The sequence below is a fragment of the Pseudomonas sp. 43NM1 genome (genome assembly GCF_002836905.1).
Classification (GTDB): Bacteria; Pseudomonadota; Gammaproteobacteria; order Pseudomonadales; family Pseudomonadaceae; genus Aquipseudomonas; species Aquipseudomonas prosekii.
Window position 1 is genome coordinate 24,883 of sequence record NZ_MKGS01000156.1, and the last position, 18,142, is coordinate 43,024.

Annotated in this window: 17 protein-coding genes; 10 read left to right on the plus strand and 7 right to left on the minus strand. The window is 60.3% G+C overall.

Annotated elements, in window-relative coordinates; translation table 11 throughout:
• Window positions 1–220 precede the first annotated feature (220 nt).
• The 5 genes from BI292_RS18405 to BI292_RS18425 form a co-directional block, all read right to left on the minus strand.
• Window positions 221–1,378, minus strand: coding sequence for a phosphatidylserine/phosphatidylglycerophosphate/cardiolipin synthase family protein (locus BI292_RS18405; protein ID WP_101208710.1), 1,158 nt, complete (start codon window positions 1,376–1,378; stop codon window positions 221–223).
• A 1-nt stretch (window position 1,379) separates the two neighbouring features.
• Window positions 1,380–1,970: a YceI family protein gene (locus tag BI292_RS18410; RefSeq protein ID WP_101208711.1), complete on the minus strand. Its 591-nt coding sequence runs from the start codon at window positions 1,968–1,970 to the stop codon at window positions 1,380–1,382.
• 159 nt (window positions 1,971–2,129) lie between these two features.
• Window positions 2,130–2,465, minus strand: a complete 336-nt coding sequence (locus BI292_RS18415) for an amidase (RefSeq protein WP_101208712.1) — start codon at window positions 2,463–2,465, stop codon at window positions 2,130–2,132.
• The gene (locus BI292_RS18420) at window positions 2,462–3,553 is read right to left on the minus strand and encodes a serine hydrolase (protein ID WP_101208713.1); all 1,092 of its coding nucleotides are present in this window, start codon (window positions 3,551–3,553) and stop codon (window positions 2,462–2,464) included. Before BI292_RS18420 ends, BI292_RS18415 begins: the two co-directional genes overlap by 4 nt.
• A gap of 156 nt (window positions 3,554–3,709) precedes the next feature.
• Window positions 3,710–4,597, minus strand: coding sequence for an acyl-CoA dehydrogenase (locus tag BI292_RS18425; RefSeq protein ID WP_101208714.1), 888 nt, complete (start codon window positions 4,595–4,597; stop codon window positions 3,710–3,712).
• A gap of 154 nt (window positions 4,598–4,751) precedes the next feature.
• On the opposite strand from BI292_RS18425, the gene olsB reads away from it, so the two are divergent.
• Complete coding sequence (olsB, locus tag BI292_RS18430) at window positions 4,752–5,507, plus strand: L-ornithine N(alpha)-acyltransferase (RefSeq protein ID WP_092272014.1); 756 nt, start codon at window positions 4,752–4,754, stop codon at window positions 5,505–5,507.
• Window positions 5,507–6,301 carry a 1-acyl-sn-glycerol-3-phosphate acyltransferase gene (locus BI292_RS18435; RefSeq protein WP_101208715.1) on the plus strand — a complete coding sequence of 265 codons (795 nt, stop codon included), beginning with the start codon at window positions 5,507–5,509 and terminating at the stop codon, window positions 6,299–6,301. Before olsB ends, BI292_RS18435 begins: the two co-directional genes overlap by 1 nt.
• A gap of 108 nt (window positions 6,302–6,409) precedes the next feature.
• Here BI292_RS18435 and BI292_RS18440 read toward each other — a convergent pair whose 3' ends face one another.
• A complete protein-coding gene (locus tag BI292_RS18440; protein ID WP_092272020.1) occupies window positions 6,410–6,979 on the minus strand; it encodes an ACP phosphodiesterase in 570 nt (189 codons plus the stop codon).
• 170 nt (window positions 6,980–7,149) lie between these two features.
• Here BI292_RS18440 and BI292_RS18445 point away from each other — a divergent pair, with 170 nt between their 5' ends.
• The 5 genes from BI292_RS18445 to BI292_RS18465 all read left to right on the plus strand — a co-directional run bounded on the left by BI292_RS18445 (window position 7,150) and on the right by BI292_RS18465 (window position 11,046).
• Window positions 7,150–7,470, plus strand: coding sequence for a helix-turn-helix transcriptional regulator (locus BI292_RS18445; RefSeq protein ID WP_092272023.1), 321 nt, complete (start codon window positions 7,150–7,152; stop codon window positions 7,468–7,470).
• 3 nt (window positions 7,471–7,473) lie between these two features.
• Window positions 7,474–8,640 (plus strand): MFS transporter, encoded by a 1,167-nt coding sequence (locus BI292_RS18450; protein WP_092272026.1) that lies wholly within the window; start codon window positions 7,474–7,476, stop codon window positions 8,638–8,640.
• A 73-nt stretch (window positions 8,641–8,713) separates the two neighbouring features.
• Window positions 8,714–9,763: an alkene reductase gene (locus BI292_RS18455; protein WP_092272029.1), complete on the plus strand. Its 1,050-nt coding sequence runs from the start codon at window positions 8,714–8,716 to the stop codon at window positions 9,761–9,763.
• Window positions 9,764–9,966: 203 nt separating this feature from the next.
• Window positions 9,967–10,470 (plus strand): hypothetical protein, encoded by a 504-nt coding sequence (locus BI292_RS18460; RefSeq protein WP_101208716.1) that lies wholly within the window; start codon window positions 9,967–9,969, stop codon window positions 10,468–10,470.
• 27 nt (window positions 10,471–10,497) lie between these two features.
• Entirely contained in the window at window positions 10,498–11,046 is a 549-nt protein-coding gene (locus BI292_RS18465) for a hypothetical protein (protein ID WP_101208717.1), read from the plus strand.
• Window positions 11,047–11,232: 186 nt separating this feature from the next.
• Here BI292_RS18465 and emhR read toward each other — a convergent pair whose 3' ends face one another.
• Complete coding sequence (emhR, locus tag BI292_RS18470; protein ID WP_092272040.1) at window positions 11,233–11,865, minus strand: efflux system transcriptional repressor EmhR; 633 nt, start codon at window positions 11,863–11,865, stop codon at window positions 11,233–11,235.
• A 265-nt stretch (window positions 11,866–12,130) separates the two neighbouring features.
• Here emhR and BI292_RS18475 point away from each other — a divergent pair, with 265 nt between their 5' ends.
• From BI292_RS18475 to emhC, 3 genes are read left to right on the plus strand one after another with little or no spacing between them, the layout of a single operon-like run.
• Window positions 12,131–13,288: an efflux RND transporter periplasmic adaptor subunit gene (locus tag BI292_RS18475; protein WP_101208718.1), complete on the plus strand. Its 1,158-nt coding sequence runs from the start codon at window positions 12,131–12,133 to the stop codon at window positions 13,286–13,288.
• A gap of 3 nt (window positions 13,289–13,291) precedes the next feature.
• Window positions 13,292–16,456, plus strand: a complete 3,165-nt coding sequence (gene emhB / locus BI292_RS18480) for an efflux RND transporter permease subunit EmhB (RefSeq protein ID WP_092272046.1) — start codon at window positions 13,292–13,294, stop codon at window positions 16,454–16,456.
• Window positions 16,453–17,913, plus strand: coding sequence for an efflux RND transporter outer membrane subunit EmhC (gene emhC, locus BI292_RS18485; protein ID WP_101208719.1), 1,461 nt, complete (start codon window positions 16,453–16,455; stop codon window positions 17,911–17,913). The genes emhB and emhC overlap by 4 nt, the downstream gene beginning before the upstream one ends.
• Window positions 17,914–18,142: the final 229 nt, after the last annotated feature.

The window sequence follows — 18,142 nt, forward strand, 5'->3', positions numbered from 1 at the left end:
CGCGATGAGGCCGGCACATTCAGCATCTTCGTTGACTGCCACACCGCCATCGCGAGCAAGCTTTGCTCCTACGGGGGGCGCTGCCCAATTCTGTGCCCGGCACAAATCCCCTGTGGGAGCCGAGCTTGCTCGCGATGAGGCCGGTACATTCAGCATCTTCGTTGGCTGCCACACCGCCATCGCGAGCAAGCTTTGCTCCTACAGGGGATGGGGGTGGCGGTCAGCCGCGGCGGTCGAGCATGTTGACCACGAGTCGATCGACCCAGCCCCAGATCCTTTGCTTGACCCGGCGCCAGAGCGGGCGGCGTTTCCAGGCTTCGAGGCTGACTTCCTGGCTCAGCGCAAAGTCTTTGTCAAAACTCGCAACCACTGCCGCCGTCAGTGCGGGGTCGAGCGCCTCAAGGTTGGCTTCGAGGTTGAAGCGCAGATTCCAGTGGTCGAAGTTGCACGAACCGATGCTCACCCAATCGTCGACCAAGACCATCTTCAGGTGCAGGAAGCACGGCTGATATTCGAAGATTTTCACCCCGGCACGCAGCAATCGCGGGTAATAACGATGGCCGGCGTAGCGCACCGACGGGTGATCGGTGCGCGGCCCGGTCAGCAGCAGGCGCACGTCGATGCCGCGCGCCGCCGCTTTGCGTAACGAGCGGCGGACTTTCCAGGTCGGCAGGAAATACGGCGTGGCCAGCCAGATGCGCTTCTGCCCACTGTTCAGCGCGCGGAACAGCGATTGCAGAATGTCGCGGTGCTGACGGGCGTCGGCATACGCCACCCGGCCCATGCCCTCGCCCACCGACGGCACGCGCGGCAGACGTGGCAGGCCGAAATGCGCGGCGGGTTTCCAGGCGCGGCGATGGCGGTTGGCGATCCATTGCCGATCGAACAGCAACTGCCAGTCGAGCACCAGCGGGCCGACGATTTCCACCATCACCTCGTGCCACTCGCTGGTGTCTTCGCCCGGCGTCCAGAACTCATCGGTGACGCCCGTGCCGCCCACCACTGCCAAACGCTGATCGACCAACAACAACTTGCGGTGATCGCGATAAAAGTTGCCGACCCAACGCCGCCAACTCAGGCGATTGTAAAAACGCAGCTCCACCCCCGCCGCATTCAAGCGCTGACGCAAGTTCAGGGTAAACGCCAGGCTGCCGTAATCATCGAACAGACACCGCACGCGAACCCCGCGCTCGGCGGCTTCGACCAACGCCACCACCATGGCCTCGGCGCAGGCACCCGCCTCGACCAGATACAGTTCCAGCTCGACCTGTTCTTCGGCGCGGGCAATCGCCGCCAACATGCGCGGGAAAAACTCCGGGCCATCGACCAGCAACTCAAAGCGATTGCCTTCACGCCAGGGGAATACGGCTCCGGTCATCTCAGCGCGCCGTAAAAATCAGCACCGCACTCACCGGCACCGACAGACTGATGGCCGACAAACCTGCAACGTTGCGCAAGCCTTCGAGCCCCGGCGCCAGATCAAAATCTGCCGCGTTGATCACCAGCGGTTCCAGCGTCACCACTTGAAAGCGCCGATCATCGAGGCGAGTCGCGAGCAACTCGGCGTTGTATTCGTGTTGTTTGCCGCGAAGGTTGACGGTCACCGGCAAACGCAATTCCAGCTGCGCGCCGGGCGCCAGATCGTTGATCGGGCGCAGATCGATTTGCGCGCTGATCAGCGCTTCGGGGAAGTTCTTGATGTCGAACAGATCCTTGCGCATGCGCTCGTCACGCAAGGGGATGCCGCTGTTCACCGATTCCATCTCGACTTCGACCTGCGCCAGCCCTTTGGGATCGACCTTGCCGTGCAGCACCAGGAAGCGCTGCACTTCAGAAATATTGGCGTTCTTGGTGCTGATGAACGACAGCCGCGATGACTCGCCGTCCAGATACCAATCCGCACGCGCCGCCAGTGAGGTAGCGGCCAGCAGCACAAAAGTGAGGGTTTTGCAGAGGGAACGGTTGAACATAAAGACCCGTGGGGCAGATAAACCTGAGCGAACCTTAACCGGGCATGGACGCGTTGCAAACCTCGAAGATGAAAAGAGTGTGGGAGCAAGGCTTGCCCGCGATGGCATCCCTGAAATGTCCTCGCGGCCAAGCCTTGCTCCCACCGAAGCGCGCCGCCCTCAAGGTTGCAAGCGGCAGCCTTGGCGCTCGCCGATCCACTGCGCGCTGTTGCTGCGCCCCATGCCGCTGACGGTCACGCGTCTGGCCGCCTCATCATCGACAAACCCACTGAACGGCAACCACTGCTTCACATAACCCAGGCAATACCCGGCGTCATTGTTCATCACATAGCGGCACGAGCAATATTCCTTGGCGGTGTAGGCGCTGATGATGTCCGGGAACGCCCACAGCGCCACCCGCTCGCGCCAGATCCAGCCCGCCAGCCACATCAGCAGCAACATCAGCAGCAACAGAAAAAAACTGCGGAATGGACGCCGCCGGACAAACCCGCTCATGGCTGCACCTTCGCCGCAAATGCCTTCATTGCCAGCTTCAACAAATCGTTATGCCGATACGTGCCGTCGCGATCATCGCCATAACGCACGATCACCAACTGTTCACTGGGAATCACGTAAAGCGCCTGCCCCCAGTGCCCCAACGCGGCGAAGGTATCGGCGGGCGCGTCGGGCCACGGTCGCGCCGCGCCATCGACTTCGCGATTGAGCCACCAATGGCCGCCGGGCACCGCTTCATCCTGACTGGCGCGATATCCGGCAAAGGGTTGCAGATTGAAAGCGACCCAATCCCTGGGCAGCAATTGCCGATCGTGCCAGCGCCCGTCACGCGCCATCAGCAGCCCGATCCGCGCCAGATCCCGCGCGGTCAGGTAGGCATAGGACGAAGCAACGAACGTCCCAGTGGCATCACGCTCCCACACCGCATGGCGAATGCCCAGCGGCGCGAACAGCGCGGTCCACGGATAGTCCGCATACCGGCTCGGCCCGACCATGCTTTTCAGCGCGGCCGCGAGCAGGTTGCTGTCGCCACTGGAATAACGAAACGCCTGCCCCGGCTGAGCAAAGCTGTCGTGCGCAGCGGTGAACGCGGCCATGTCGGCATGACCGCGGGTGTAAAGCATGGCAACCACCGAAGATTTAAGCGGCGCGTATTCGTAGTCTTCCTGCCAGTCGAGGCCGGAGGCCCAGTGCAGCAAGTCGGCGAGGGTGATCGCCGGGTTGTTCAGCGCGGGGTAAAACTTCACCACCGGATCCTGCAACGTGAACAACCCCTCGCCATACGCCACGCCCAACACCGTGGCCATCAGGCTTTTGCTGATCGACCAGGTCAGGTGCGGCGTGTCGGCGGTGGTCGCGCCGGCATAGCGTTCGTAGATCAATTGGCCGTCGCGGATCACCAGCAAGGCGTCGGTGCGCACGCCGGTTCGGGTGGCGTCATCGCGAGGCGCGAAGGCGTAGGATTCCAAAGCTTGAAGTGCCGGGCCGGTGATTTGCGCGCCGTTGGGCCACTGCTCGGCGGGCCAGTTTTCGGCGAGGGCCGGGGTGCTGAGCAGGAGGATGAAAAGCAGCGGCAAGCCTTTGAACATGGCGATGGCTCGGGGGAAGAATCTGCTGAGCCTAGTTGAGGTTGGTTACAGTTCCGAATGTGTGTTGTCGATAAGGACGCCTTCGCGGCAAGCCTCGCTCCTACAGGGGCTATGCATTGCCATTGCAGGAGCGAGGCTTGCCCGCGAAGAGGCCAGTCAGTCCAACGCAAATCCAGTCAACGCTTTGGCCAAGCGCTTCGACCGCGCCCCCGCCGCCAGATCCATCACCGCTTGATCACGCTGCCACATCGCCGCCCACTCTGCCGGGCCGCTGGCCATCGCTTGGTTGATCTCACTTTTGAGCGCATCAAACTGCGCAAACAACCCACCCAGCAGTACATGCGTCGCCGCACTGCTCGGCGCTTGCCGGCTGACCTCGGCGCAGCCGGCGAGCAACGCCAGCAAACGCAAACGCAGGTGTTGCGGCCAGTCGCTGTCCTGACCGACGCCATACAGCCAGGCACTCAACGCGCTCAGCACATAGATGTCTTCTAACGTGCGGAACGGTTTGACGTAAGCGTCCCAGCCATCGCCGGCGAGCAATTCACACACCGCGTTATCGAGAAATACCCGGCCGTGGCTGATGTCCGGCATCAGCGCGATGGCCGGCAGTTTTTCCAGCCGCACGCCCGGTTCGCCGGGATAAACCACCGCCAGACTCAAGCGAGGCACTTCGCCGGATTTTTCGCTGCGCGCGGCGATCAGCAACCAGTCGGCGGCATCGCCTGCGGTGACGAAATCCTTGCGGCCATCAAGGCGCAGATCGCTGAGCCGGGTTTGCATGTCTGCCGGGCGCAGGCTGCGCTGTTCGGTCGCGCACAAAGCACCGAGGCTGGGCGGCGCGCTCGGCCAGAGCATGCGCAGCGCCGCTTGATAACCGACCAGAAACGCCAGCCCCGGCGTCGCCATCAATCGCCCGCCGGCGACGGCCAATTCAAACGCAGTGACCGCGCCCAACTGTTGCAACAAGCTCGAAAAACCTTCGGCCAGATCGGCATTGGCGGGCAAGCGTTCGCGACCATTCAACAGGGTTTGCCAAGGCATCAGAGGCTCCTCGTGGGCTGTCATATAAGCATCACCAAAGCTTCATGGCGATGACACCGGGGCTACATAGCCTGACTTTGCACAACACGGCTGCATAAAGAAAGTCGATCGGCTGCAACCCACGACGGGTGAACGGCCCGTACGGAGATTCGCAATGACTCAGATCGCCCGCATCAGCGACACCGGCAATGAACGCCGCCTGCAAGCCGAACGCCTGATCGGCAGCGAGGCCTTGCAGGAAGCCCAGGCCTTGCGTTTCAACGTATTCAGCGGCGAGTTCAACGCCAAACTGAAAGGCGCCGAACGCGGTCTGGACATGGATGATTATGATGTTCACTGCGCCCACATCGGCGTGCGTGATTTGAACAGCGGCCGTTTGGTCGCGACCACCCGATTGCTCGATCACACCGCCGCCAGCAGCCTCGGCAAGTTCTACAGCGAAGAAGAATTCAGCTTGCACGGGCTGGTGCATCTCAAAGGCCCGATCCTCGAAATCGGCCGCACCTGCGTCGACCCGGCTTACCGCAATGGCGGCACCATCGCCGTGCTCTGGGGCGAATTGGCCGAAGTCCTCAATCAGGGCGGCTACAGCTATTTGATGGGCTGCGCGAGCATTCCGATGCAGGACGGCGGGATTCAGGCGCACGCGATCATGCAGCGTTTGCGCGAACGTTATCTGTGCACCGAACACCTGCGCGCCGAGCCGAAAAAACCGCTGCCGACGCTGGATATTCCTTCCAACGTCATCGCCGAAATGCCGCCGCTGCTCAAGGCCTACATGCGCCTCGGCGCGAAGATCTGCGGCGAGCCGTGCTGGGACGAAGATTTCCAAGTGGCCGACGTGTTCATCCTGCTCAAGCGCGACGAACTCTGCCCGCGCTACGCCCGTCACTTCAAGGCAGCCATGTAATGGGCCGCCTGCGGGTGTACGCGCGAATTGCGCGAGTGCTGTTGGTGGTGGCGCTGGGGTTGACCATGGCCAGCGTGTTCGGGCTGTTCGAACGCGCCGGGATTGCGCATTCGATGGTTCGGCGCCAGCGCTGGTCGCGGTTTTTCATGAGGCGCCTGAGCAATGCCCTGCCCTTTCGCGTGACGGTGCACGGCGAATTGCCGAAAGCGCCGATGCTGTGGGTCAGCAATCATGTGTCGTGGACTGACATTCCGTTGCTCGGGATGATCACGCCGCTGTCGTTTCTGTCGAAAGCCGAAGTGCGCACCTGGCCCGTCGCCGGGTGGCTGGCGGCCAAGGCTGGCAGTCTGTTTATCCGCCGCGGTGCGGGCGACAGCCAGTTGATTCGCAAACAGATGACCCGTCACCTGCAACAGGCGCATCCGCTGCTGATGTTCCCGGAAGGCACCACCACTGACGGCCGCTCGTTGCGTACTTTCCATGGCCGCTTGCTGTCAGCGGCGATTGACGCCGAAGTGCCGATGCAACCGGTGGCGATTCGTTACCTGCGCGACGGCGAGATCGATCGGCTGGCGCCGTTTATTGGCGACGATGATTTGCTCTCGCACCTGATGCGTCTGTTTGCCAATGATCAGGGCGAAGTGGAGATTCACTTGCTCAAGCCGATTGCCTGCGAAGGACGTGAACGCGCGGCGCTGGCGTTTGAAGCGCAGCAGGCGGTGCAGCGGGCGTTGTTTGGTGAAGTGACGAAACCTGCCGAACCGCGGCGCGTCGGCGAACTTATCGCCGCGTAATGCTTTTTGTAGGAGCGAGGCTTGCCCGCGAAGGGAACGCCGCGGTGTAGCTGATACACCGCGTCATCGTTCTTCGCGGGCAAGTCTCGCTCCTACAGGTAATGCGTATTAGCGGTTATTGGCGAAATCCTGAAGCTGCGGATAGAACAACCGGAAATCCTCGCTCAACGGTTCATACAACACGCGCAATTCCTGCATCGCCCCGGCCAGCTCTTCCGGTTTGCTCAAGCGCCGCGAAATCCCGCGCAGCACCTGCGACAACACTTCGAACTCCTCGTAAGAACCCAACCAGTCATTGGCCACCATGTGCGGCGCGATCTGCGCCAGGCGTTCCGGCAGTTGCGGCTCACTGGACAACACCTGGTAAACGCCCGAGGTGAATTGTGCCAGCGGTTGATCCGCGTACAGCCTCCAGTCCCGCGCCAGGCAATGGTCGAAAAACACGTCGAGGACGATTCCGGCATAACGCCGACGGGTTACGGAAAATCGTGACAGGGCGATGTCCACCAACGGATGGCGGTCGGTGAAAACATCGATGCGCCGATGCAAGTGAATCGCTGCTTCGATCTCCGGTGGGTAATGCCCTTGCAGCCGGCCCTTGACGAAATCGCCGTAGAGGCTGCCGAGCAGTTGACCGGGGCGCTGGCCACCGAGGTGCAGATGTGCGAGATAGTTCATGGGCGCAGCTTAGCACTGCGGCTTTACTTCAGAACATCCGACGTATCGTTATAACCCGATATACCGATTTAATTGATCGTAAGATCGAAATCATATTGGTATATCGGGATATGACGATCTAAAGTTCGCCTCATCGCGATATAGCGTTTTACTCATCACGAGCCCACACCATGACCCTTGACCTCGACGAAATAATAAAAGCCCTGGCACACCCAGTACGCCGAGACATTCTCATCTGGCTGAAAGACCCCAAGGTGCAGTTCCCCGAACAGTTGCACAACCACGAATACGGCATTTGCGCCGGGCAGATCGACCAGCGCTGCGGCCTGTCGCAGTCGACCGTGTCGGCACATTTGGCGACGTTGCAACGCGCCGGGCTGATCAGCAGCCAGAAAGCCGGTCAATGGCACTTCTTCAAACGCAACGAGGACGTGATTCAAGCGGCCCTCGACGCCATCGTCAAAGAGCTCAGCGCTCCGACAAGGAAATAATCAATGCCCCTCTCGCTACTCATTCTGGCCCTCAGCGCCTTCGCTATCGGCACCACCGAGTTCGTCATCATGGGCCTGTTGCCCGATGTTGCAGCTGACCTCGGTGTGTCGATTCCTGGCGCCGGTTGGCTGGTAACCGGTTACGCCCTCGGTGTCGCCATCGGTGCGCCGTTCATGGCGCTGGCCACCGCCCGCCTGCCGCGCAAAGCGGCTTTGGTAGCATTGATGGGGATTTTCATCGTCGGCAACCTGCTCTGCGCGATGGCCAGTGACTACAACGTGCTGATGTTTGCCCGGGTGGTCACTGCGCTGTGCCACGGTGCGTTCTTCGGCATCGGTTCGGTGGTGGCGGCAGGCCTGGTGCCGGCCAACAAACGTGCCTCGGCTGTGGCGCTGATGTTCACCGGTTTGACCTTGGCCAACGTCCTCGGCGTACCGCTGGGCACCGCGCTGGGTCAGGAAGCCGGTTGGCGTTCGACCTTCTGGGCGGTGACCGTGATCGGCGTGATTGCGCTGATCGGCCTGATCCGCTTCCTCCCGGCCAAGCGCGATGAAGAGAAACTCGACATGCGCGCCGAACTGCGCGCCCTCAAAGGCGCCGGCATCTGGCTGTCGTTGAGCATGACCGCGCTGTTCGCCGCGTCGATGTTCACCCTCTTTACCTACGTCGCGCCGCTGCTCGGCGACGTTACCGGCGTCTCGCCCAAAGGCGTGACCTGGACCCTGCTGCTGATCGGCCTCGGCCTGACCGTCGGCAACATCATCGGCGGCAAACTGGCGGACAAACGCCTGGGCGCCACGCTGATCGGCGTCTTCATCTCGATGGCCGTGGTCTCCACAGTGCTGACCTGGACCAGCGTCGCGCTGATCCCGACCGAAATCACTTTGTTCCTCTGGGCCACCGCCTCGTTTGCTGCGGTACCGGCGCTGCAGATCAACGTGGTGACCTTCGGCAAAGCCGCGCCCAACCTGGTTTCCACGCTGAACATCGGCGCGTTCAACGTCGGCAACGCCCTCGGCGCCTGGGTCGGCGGCAGCGTCATCGCCCACGGCTTCGGCCTGACCAGCGTGCCCCTCGCCGCAGCCGCACTGGCGGTGCTGGCCTTGCTGGTGACGCTGATCACCTTCCGTCAGGGCGCCAACCCCGACCTGGCGCCGGCGACCAACTGAGTTTCCTCAACTGATTTGTACTGAAGCGATTTGTATTAACTGATTTTTACTGAACTGATTTGGAGAGCTTTCCATGACGACAATTTTTGATCCGATCAAACTGGGCGACGTCGAGTTGGCCAACCGCATCATCATGGCGCCGCTGACCCGCTGCCGCGCCGACGAAGGCCGCGTGCCGAACGCGCTGATGGCCGAATACTACGTGCAGCGCGCCTCCGCCGGGCTGATCCTCAGCGAAGCCACCTCGGTAACGCCGATGGGCGTCGGCTACCCGGACACCCCGGGCATCTGGTCCAACGACCAAGTGCGTGGCTGGGCCAACGTGACCAAAGCCATCCACGGCGCGGGCGGCAAGATTTTCCTGCAACTGTGGCACGTCGGCCGGGTTTCCCACCCGTCGTACCTGAACGGCGAAGCACCGGTGGCCCCGAGCGCGATCCAGCCAAAAGGTCACGTCAGCCTGGTGCGCCCGATGGCCGATTACCCAACGCCGCGCGCGCTGGAAATCGCCGAAATCGCGGACGTTGTTGACGCTTACCGCGTCGGTGCCGAAAACGCCAAGGCTGCCGGGTTTGACGGCGTGGAAATCCACGGCGCCAACGGCTACCTGCTCGACCAGTTCCTGCAAAGCAGCACCAACCAGCGCACCGACGAGTACGGCGGCTCCCTGGAAAACCGTGCGCGCCTGCTGCTCGAAGTGACTGACGCGGCGATCGAAGTCTGGGGCGCCGGCCGCGTTGGTGTGCACTTGGCACCGCGCGCCGACTCGCATGACATGGGCGACGACAACTTGTCCGAAACCTTCACCTACGTCGCTCGCGAACTCGGCAAGCGTGGCATCGCGTTCATCTGCTCGCGCGAGAAAGAAGGCGCTGACAGCCTCGGCCCACAACTGAAAGAAGCTTTCGGCGGCCCTTACATCGCCAACGAACGCTTCACCAAGGACAGCGCCAACGCGTGGCTGGCCGCGGGCAAGGCCGATGCGGTCGCCTTCGGCGTGCCGTTCATTGCCAACCCGGACCTGCCGGCGCGTTTGAAAGCAGATGCGCCGTTGAATGAGCCGCGCCCAGAACTGTTTTATGCCAAGGGCCCAGTTGGTTATATCGACTACCCGACGCTCTAACGTTACAGCGCGACAAACAAAAGCCACGACTCATTAGAGTTGTGGCTTTTTTATGGGCGCCTGAAAAGTCACACCCAACTACTCGATGAAATAACCAATAACAACTTGCCTCAGCATTAAATAGTGCTCAGCGATTCTTTCATGTTAAAAAACAAACAGGCGCCCAACCCACTTATATAATCTCTGAACACAGCGAATAACTTATGATCAGCAAAACCAAACTATTCACCGCTATTGCACTCGGAACACTTGCACATGCTTCACTCGCGGCTGATGGCTCACCCCGGACCCTTCATTATGTAGATGACAACACCACGACTATTAACCTGTACATCACCAATCGCACCGGCGATACAGCAGAGCTGATCGAGGCGCATGGTCGCGAGGTCGATCCCGAACAGAACCCCGTAGTCAGCGCCAACCAAACGCTCAACTTCACCAGCGAGAACCCTTTCCACTTCAGCACATTTCTCCAACCGCTCATTACCCTCACTGCAACGTACACCTACGCCGCTGGCGATAAGGTCTGCGAATTCACCACGTGGACCAAAGCCAAATACGAACACGGCGGTAACGATGGCATCCGCACTCACTTTGCCGGCACTGCACGCTCTGTTGGCGAAGAAGAGGCAGACTGTTCAACGTTGATTCATGCCGTTGATAGAACTTCTCTCTACAGCTCGGCTGTTGAATTCTTCATCCAATAATCCCGCCAACTACAAGGACGTAAAACAATGAAACTATCTGGCATTCGCGGCTGTGCAGCTCTGCTTACTTTACTTGCAACAAATTCCGTAATGGCAGCACCCGGCAACCCGGTGGTTGACATCAACATCGTCAACGAAACTTACGGCACACTAAAACTGATCAGTTATACAAGTAACGATGGCCAACCCCAACGGCCATTAACGGCCTACAATGTCGGTCCCGGTACAACCGAGCGAATGAAGATCCAGGGAGACTGGGATTTTTCTTTTCGCAACTCGCGATTTGTCGGTTTGAAAAATCGCGGTCCGATGACAACTACGTTGACCTATGAAACGCATGATGGGTTGCGTTGCACCGTCAGCACTCGATTGAGCGTGACGCAGCCAGGTTTCGAACTGATAAGTTTCCTCGAGCCGGACTTGATCGCCAAGCGAACTTATACTGTGCGATCTTCAGGCGTGACTGACGGCGAGAATCGCTGCCAGCTCAACGCATCGACCATGGGCAAGGCCCCCTTCAGCTACAGCCTTGAATTGGTCATAGGCACGAATGACTCGCGCCGCAGGGAATTCTGAGTTTGCATAGACGCTTTTCACGGTTCTTCACTGAAGCGAAACAAATTTCCTACAAAATTCGCTGGCGATTGCCTGTGAAGCAGGCCGCCAGACGTATATAAATGCACACCACTGCCACACTGTGCGGCGAGGACACATTCCTCGTCCGCCGTGATCGAGGACACAGCGGGTTTTATTGCGCTTTTTTCATTTGCGCAGGCTGGGGCTCAAGCGCAGCATGTCCAATCCTGTATCGACCCAACGCTCGGCCTCGGCCGCCAGCTCGAAGCTGTCGGGCGCCAGCAGCCACTGATAGAGGATGCCGTCGATGTAGGCATGCAGGCTGACCGCCGCGCGGACCGTGTCGAGGTCTTCGGGCAACTGCCCGCGATTCACCGCGTTGGTCAATGCCAGCGCGATTCGTACGTTGCAGTCGAGGCTGACCGCCCGCCGCTGTTGGCGCAGATCACACATTTCATCGGTGAATTCGCACTTATGAAACAAAATCTCATTGATGCGTCGGGTCTTCGGGTCCAGAGCAACTTGCTGAAACAAATGAATCAGCAGCTTGCGCATCCAGCCCAACGGATCGAGTTCGTCCTCGCTTTCACTGGCCCGGGCCATTTCATCCAGCGGCTCCTGCAAGGTATTGAGCATGGCCTGCACCAAGTCCGCCTTGTTGCTGAAATGCCAATAGATGGCCCCGCGCGTCACGCCGGCCAGCGAGGCAATATCGGCCAGCGTCGTGCGCGCCACGCCCCTTTCAAAAAAGGCTTTCTCGGCCGCTTCGAGTATCTGGCTCCGGGTTTCCTGAGCTTCCTCTTTGGTACGACGAACCATGGCAGTACAACCTCAATCAGGATGCCTCAGCGATGCCTGAACATGCGCTGAATAAAAGTGGGGCAAGCGCTCTTGGGCGTCGTCCCCGGCCTACAATTCCAACCCTTGAACGGCTTTTGTAGCGATGAGGATACGCAGCCAGGGTGTTTACAAACAACCATGAACGTAAGTATATTGCTTAGCAAGCTACTTATCCACTCAGCGCACATTTTTTACCCTTCCACATTTCTGGTGCGTGTCTTGCGCGCCTGACCCGAGGATCTTCATGCAATTCAAGCCAGCTGTTACCGCTCTGGTCACTGCCGTCGCCCTGGCATCGCTGCTCAGCGGATGTAAAAAGGAAGAGGCACCGCCTGCCCCTCCCGCCCCTCAGGTCGGCGTCGTCACCTTGAAAGCTCAAGCCTTTACCCTGACATCAGAACTTCCGGGGCGTACCAGCGCGTACCGCGTCGCCGAAGTTCGTCCACAGGTCAATGGCATCATCCTCAAGCGTCTGTTCAAGGAAGGGGCAGACGTCAAGGCTGGCCAGCAGCTGTATCAGATCGATCCGTCGGTCTATGAAGCGACGCTGAAAAGCGCTCAGGCCAACCTGCAGCAGACCAAATCGATCTCCGATCGCTATCAGCAGTTGGTGAAAGAACAAGCGGTCAGCCGCCAGGAATTCGACACCGCCCAGGCCAATCGCCTGCAATCGGAAGCGACCCTGCAAACGGCCCAGATCAACGTGCGCTACACCAAGGTCTACGCGCCGATCTCCGGGCGTATCGGCCGCTCTTCGGTGACCGAAGGCGCGCTGGTCACCAATGGCCAGACCGATGCGATGGCGGTGATCCAGCAACTCGACCCGATCTACGTCGACGTCACCCAATCCTCGGTCGAGCTGCTTGAGCTGCGCCGCGAACTGGAAAGCGGGCGCCTGCAAAAGTCTGGCGACAACTCGGCAGCGGTCAAACTGACCCTGGAAGACGGCAGTGAATACGCGCAGCCGGGCAAACTCGAGTTCTCCGAAGTCTCGGTTGACCAGACCACCGGTTCCGTCACTTTGCGTGCAGTGTTCCCGAACCCGGATCACACGCTGCTGCCAGGCATGTTCGTGCACGCCCAGTTGCAGGCCGGCGTCAACGCCGCAGCGATTCTGGCGCCACAGCAAGGCGTGACCCGCGACCTCAAAGGCACGCCGACCGCGATGGTCGTCGGTGCCGACAACAAGGTCGAGCTGCGCCAACTCAAGGCCAGCCGCACCGTGGGCACCCAGTGGCTGATCGAAGATGGCCTCAAGGAAGGCGATCGACTGATCACCGAAGGGCTGCAATACGTCAAACCTGGCGTCGAAGTTAAAGTCAGTGAAGCGACTAACGTTGGCGCGAAGAGCCCGGCCCCCGCACAGGCAGCTGATAAGGCTTCCAGCGGCAAAGGGGAGTAAACCATGTCGAAATTCTTTATCGACCGTCCAATTTTCGCCTGGGTGATTGCCCTGGTGATCATGTTGGTCGGGGCACTCTCGATCCTCAAACTGCCGATCAACCAATACCCGAGCATTGCGCCTCCGGCCATTGCGATCCAGGTGACCTACCCAGGCGCGTCCGCACAAACCGTGCAGGACACCGTGGTGCAGGTCATCGAGCAACAGCTCAACGGTATCGATAACCTGCGTTATGTCGCCTCGGAAAGTAACTCCGACGGCAGCATGACCATTACCGCAACCTTCGAGCAGGGCACCAACTCCGATACCGCGCAGGTTCAGGTCCAGAACAAACTGAACCTGGCCACCCCGCTGCTGCCGCAAGAAGTGCAGCAACAGGGGATCCGCGTCACCAAGGCAGTGAAGAACTTCCTGATGGTGATCGGCGTGGTGTCGCGCGACGGCAGCATGACCAAGGACGACTTGTCCAACTACATCGTGTCGAACATGCAGGACCCGATCTCGCGGACCGCCGGTGTCGGTGACTTCCAGGTCTTCGGTGCCCAGTACGCGATGCGCATCTGGCTCGACCCGGCCAAGTTGAACAACTACAACCTGACCCCGGTGGACGTGAAAACCGCGATCGCCGCGCAGAACGTTCAAGTTTCTTCCGGTCAACTCGGTGGCTTGCCTGCCGTACAAGGCCAGCAGCTGAACGCAACGATCATCGGCAAGACGCGCCTGCAAACTGCCGAGCAGTTCAAGGCGATCCTGCTGAAGGTCAACAAGGACGGCTCGCAAGTACGCGTCGGTGATGTTGCCGATGTTGCGCTGGGTGGTGAAAACTACTCGATCAGCGCCCAGTTCAACGGCAGCCCGGCATCCGGTCTGGCGGTCAAACTGGCCAACGGCGCGAACGCCCTCGACACCGCTAAAGCCCTGCGCAACACCATCGAAACCCTCAAGCCATTCTTCCCGCAAGGGATGGAAGTGGTGTTCCCGTACGACACCACCCCGGTGGTGACCGAGTCGATCAAGGGCGTTGTTGAAACCCTGGTCGAAGCGATCGTGCTGGTGTTCCTGGTGATGTTCCTGTTCCTGCAGAACTTCCGCGCCACCGTCATCACCACGATGACTGTGCCGGTGGTATTGCTGGGTACGTTCGGGATCCTCGCGGCATTCGGTTTCAGCATTAACACCCTGACCATGTTCGGCATGGTGCTGGCCATCGGCTTGCTGGTGGACGATGCGATTGTGGTGGTGGAAAACGTCGAACGGGTGATGAGCGAGGAAGGCCTCTCGCCCAAGGAAGCGACGAAGAAATCCATGGGCCAGATCCAGGGCGCGCTGGTCGGTATTGCGCTGGTGCTCTCGGCGGTACTGCTGCCGATGGCGTTCTTCAGCGGCTCGACTGGTGTGATCTACAAACAGTTCTCGATCACTATCGTTTCGGCGATGGCGTTGTCGGTACTGGTTGCCCTGATCTTCACCCCGGCACTCTGCGCGACCATGCTCAAGGCGATTCCGAAAGGCGAGCACGGCACACCGAAGCGCGGCTTCTTTGGCTGGTTCAACCGCAGTTTCGACCGTGGTGTCAAAAGCTACGAGCGTGGCGTCGGCAGTATGCTCACGCACAAGGCCCCGTACCTGTTGGCCTACCTGATTATCGTGGTCGGCATGATCTGGCTGTTCACGCGCATTCCAACGGCGTTCCTGCCGGAAGAAGACCAGGGCGTACTGTTCGCCCAAGTGCAAACGCCGGCCGGTTCCAGCGCCCAGCGTACGCAAGTGGTCGTCGACGAAATGCGTGAATTCCTCCTGCGTCCGACCAAGGACGGCGGTGAAGGCGATGCTGTGGCCTCGGTGTTTACCGTCAACGGCTTCAACTTCGCCGGTCGTGGTCAGAGCTCCGGTATGGCGTTCATCATGCTCAAGCCGTGGGACGAACGTAACGCTGACAACAGCGTGTTCAAACTGGCGGAGCGCGCGCAGCAGCACTTCTTCACGTTCCGTGATGCCATGGTGTTTGCCTTCGCGCCACCGGCGGTACTCGAATTGGGTAACGCCACCGGTTTCGACGTGTTCCTGCAGGACCGCGCCGGTATCGGTCACGACAAGTTGATGGCCGCGCGTAACCAGTTCCTCGGGATGGCGGCGCAAAGCAAAGTCCTCGCGCAAGTGCGTCCGAACGGTCTGAACGACGAGCCGCAATACCAGCTCGACATCGATGACGAGAAGGCCAGCGCGCTGGGCATCACGCTTACCGACATCAACAACACCTTGTCGATTGCCTTGGGCAGTAGCTACGTCAACGACTTCATCGACCGTGGTCGGGTGAAGAAGGTTTACGTGCAAGGTCAGCCGGGTTCGCGGATGAGCCCGGAAGATGTGAAGAAGTGGTACGTGCGCAACTCCGAAGGGACCATGGTGCCGTTCTCCGCGTTCGCCAAAGGTGAGTGGATTTACGGTGCGCCGAAGCTCTCGCGTTACAACGGCGTAGAAGCGATGGAAATCCTCGGGGCTCCGGCACCGGGTTATTCCACCGGTGAAGCGATGGCCGAAGTCGAAGCGCTGGCGAAGAAACTGCCGGCGGGCGTGGGCATTTCCTGGACCGGTCTGTCGTATGAAGAACGCTTGTCCGGCTCGCAAGCGCCTGCGTTGTATGCCTTGTCGCTGCTGATGGTGTTCCTGTGTCTGGCGGCGTTGTATGAAAGTTGGTCGATTCCGATCGCGGTCATGCTCGTGGTGCCGCTGGGGATCATCGGTGCGCTGATGGCCACCAGTCTGCGCGGTTTGTCCAACGACGTGTACTTCCAGGTGGGGCTGTTGACGACTATTGGTCTGGCGGCGAAAAACGCTATTCTGATCGTCGAATTCGCCAAGGAGCTGCATGAGCAGGGCCGAAGCCTGCGCGATGCGGCGATCGAAGCCTGCCGGATGCGTCTGCGACCGATCATCATGACCTCGCTCGCCTTCGTCCTCGGCGTGGTGCCGCTGGCGATTTCCACGGGCGCAGGCTCGGGTAGCCAGCATGCGATCGGTACCGGGGTAATTGGCGGTATGCTCACGGCCACGATCCTGGCGATCTTCTGGGTCCCACTGTTCTTCGTTACGGTGTCGTCCATTGGCCAGCGCAAAAACGCTGATCAGGATGACGCACCTGAAACTCCTAAAGAGGCTGGCCAATGAGCAAGTCGCTACTCTCCCTAGCTGTTGCCGCGTTCGTGCTCGGTGGCTGCTCGCTGATTCCTGACTATCAGCAGCCTGCCGCCCCGGTGGCAGGCCAGTACCCGCAAGGGCCGGCGTATTCGCCGGCCAAGGCGCCTGGCCAGGCTGCGGCGGAACAGGGCTGGAAGCAGTTTTTCCATGACCCGGCCCTGCAGCAGATGATCCAGGTTGCCCTGGAAAACAACCGCGACCTGCGTGTCGCGGCGCTGAACATCGACGCATACGCGGCGCAGTACCGCATCCAGCGTGCCGATTTGTATCCGGCGGTTTCGGCCAATGGCAGCGGCAGCCGTCAGCGGCTTCCGGCCCGCGCCTCGCAAACCGGCGAAGCGGGTATTTCCAGTTCCTACTCGGCGACCGTGGGCATCAGCGCTTATGAACTCGACCTGTTCGGTCGCGTTCGCAGCCTCAGCGAACAAGCCTTGCAGCAATACTTCGCCACTGAAGAAGCGCGCCGCAGTACGCAGATCAGCCTGGTGGCCAACGTTGCCAACGCTTATCTGACCTGGCAGGCCGACAAAGAACTGCTGAAGCTGACCCAGGACACCCTCGGCGCGTTCGAGGAAAGCTTCAAGCTGACCTCGCGCAGCAACGAAGTGGGGGTCGCCTCGGCCCTGGACCTGGCGCAGTCGCGTACCTCGGTGGAAAACGCCCGTGCGCAATTGGCCAAGTACACCCGCCAAGTCGCGCAGGACGAAAACAGTCTGGTGCTGCTGCTCGGCACTGGCCTGCCGGGCAATCTGCCGGCTTCCAAGCCGCTGTCGGACGATCTGCTCAGCGAAGTCCCGGCCGGCTTGCCGTCGGACTTGCTGCAACGCCGTCCGGACATCCTGCAAGCCGAATACAACCTGAAAGCGGCTAACGCCAACATCGGCGCGGCGCGTGCAGCGTTCTTCCCGAGCATCAGCCTGACCGCCAATGCCGGGACCCTGAGCCCGGACTTGTCCGGCCTGTTCAAGGGTGGTTCGGGGACGTGGTTGTTCTCGCCGCAGATCAACCTGCCGATCTTCAACGCCGGCAGCCTGCGCGCCAGCCTGGATTATTCGAAAATCCAGAAAGACATCGGCGTGGCGAACTACGAGAAGTCCATTCAAACGGCCTTCCAGGAAGTCGCCGACGGCCTGGCCGCGCGCCAGACCTACACCGATCAGTTGCAGGCGCAGCGTGATTTCGTCACCGCCAACCAGGACTACTACCGTCTGGCCGAGCGTCGTTATCGCATTGGTGTCGACAGCAACCTGACCTTCCTCGACGCCCAGCGTCAGTTGTTCAGCGCGCAACAAGTGCTGATCACCGATCGTCTGTCGCAGCTGGTCAGCGCGGTCAATCTGTACAAGGCACTGGGTGGTGGCTGGAACGAGCAAACCGCCAAAACCGAGCCGTTGAAAGAAGAAGCGCCGAAGTTGAAATTGTTCTGATAGCGCTTTGAACACAAGAAGCCCACCGATTGGTGGGCTTTTTGTTGGCTGCGGGAAAATGTGGTTTGGCGGCTGGCGCCATCGCGAGCAAGCTCACTCCCACAGTTGACCGAGTTTGTTCAGGAAGAATCCGATCACCTGTGGGAGCGAGCTTGCTCGCGATAAGGCCAGCCTATTCAGCACAAAACCCCGACCAATCTATGTTCGGTAACCGCCCAAAACCCACTCC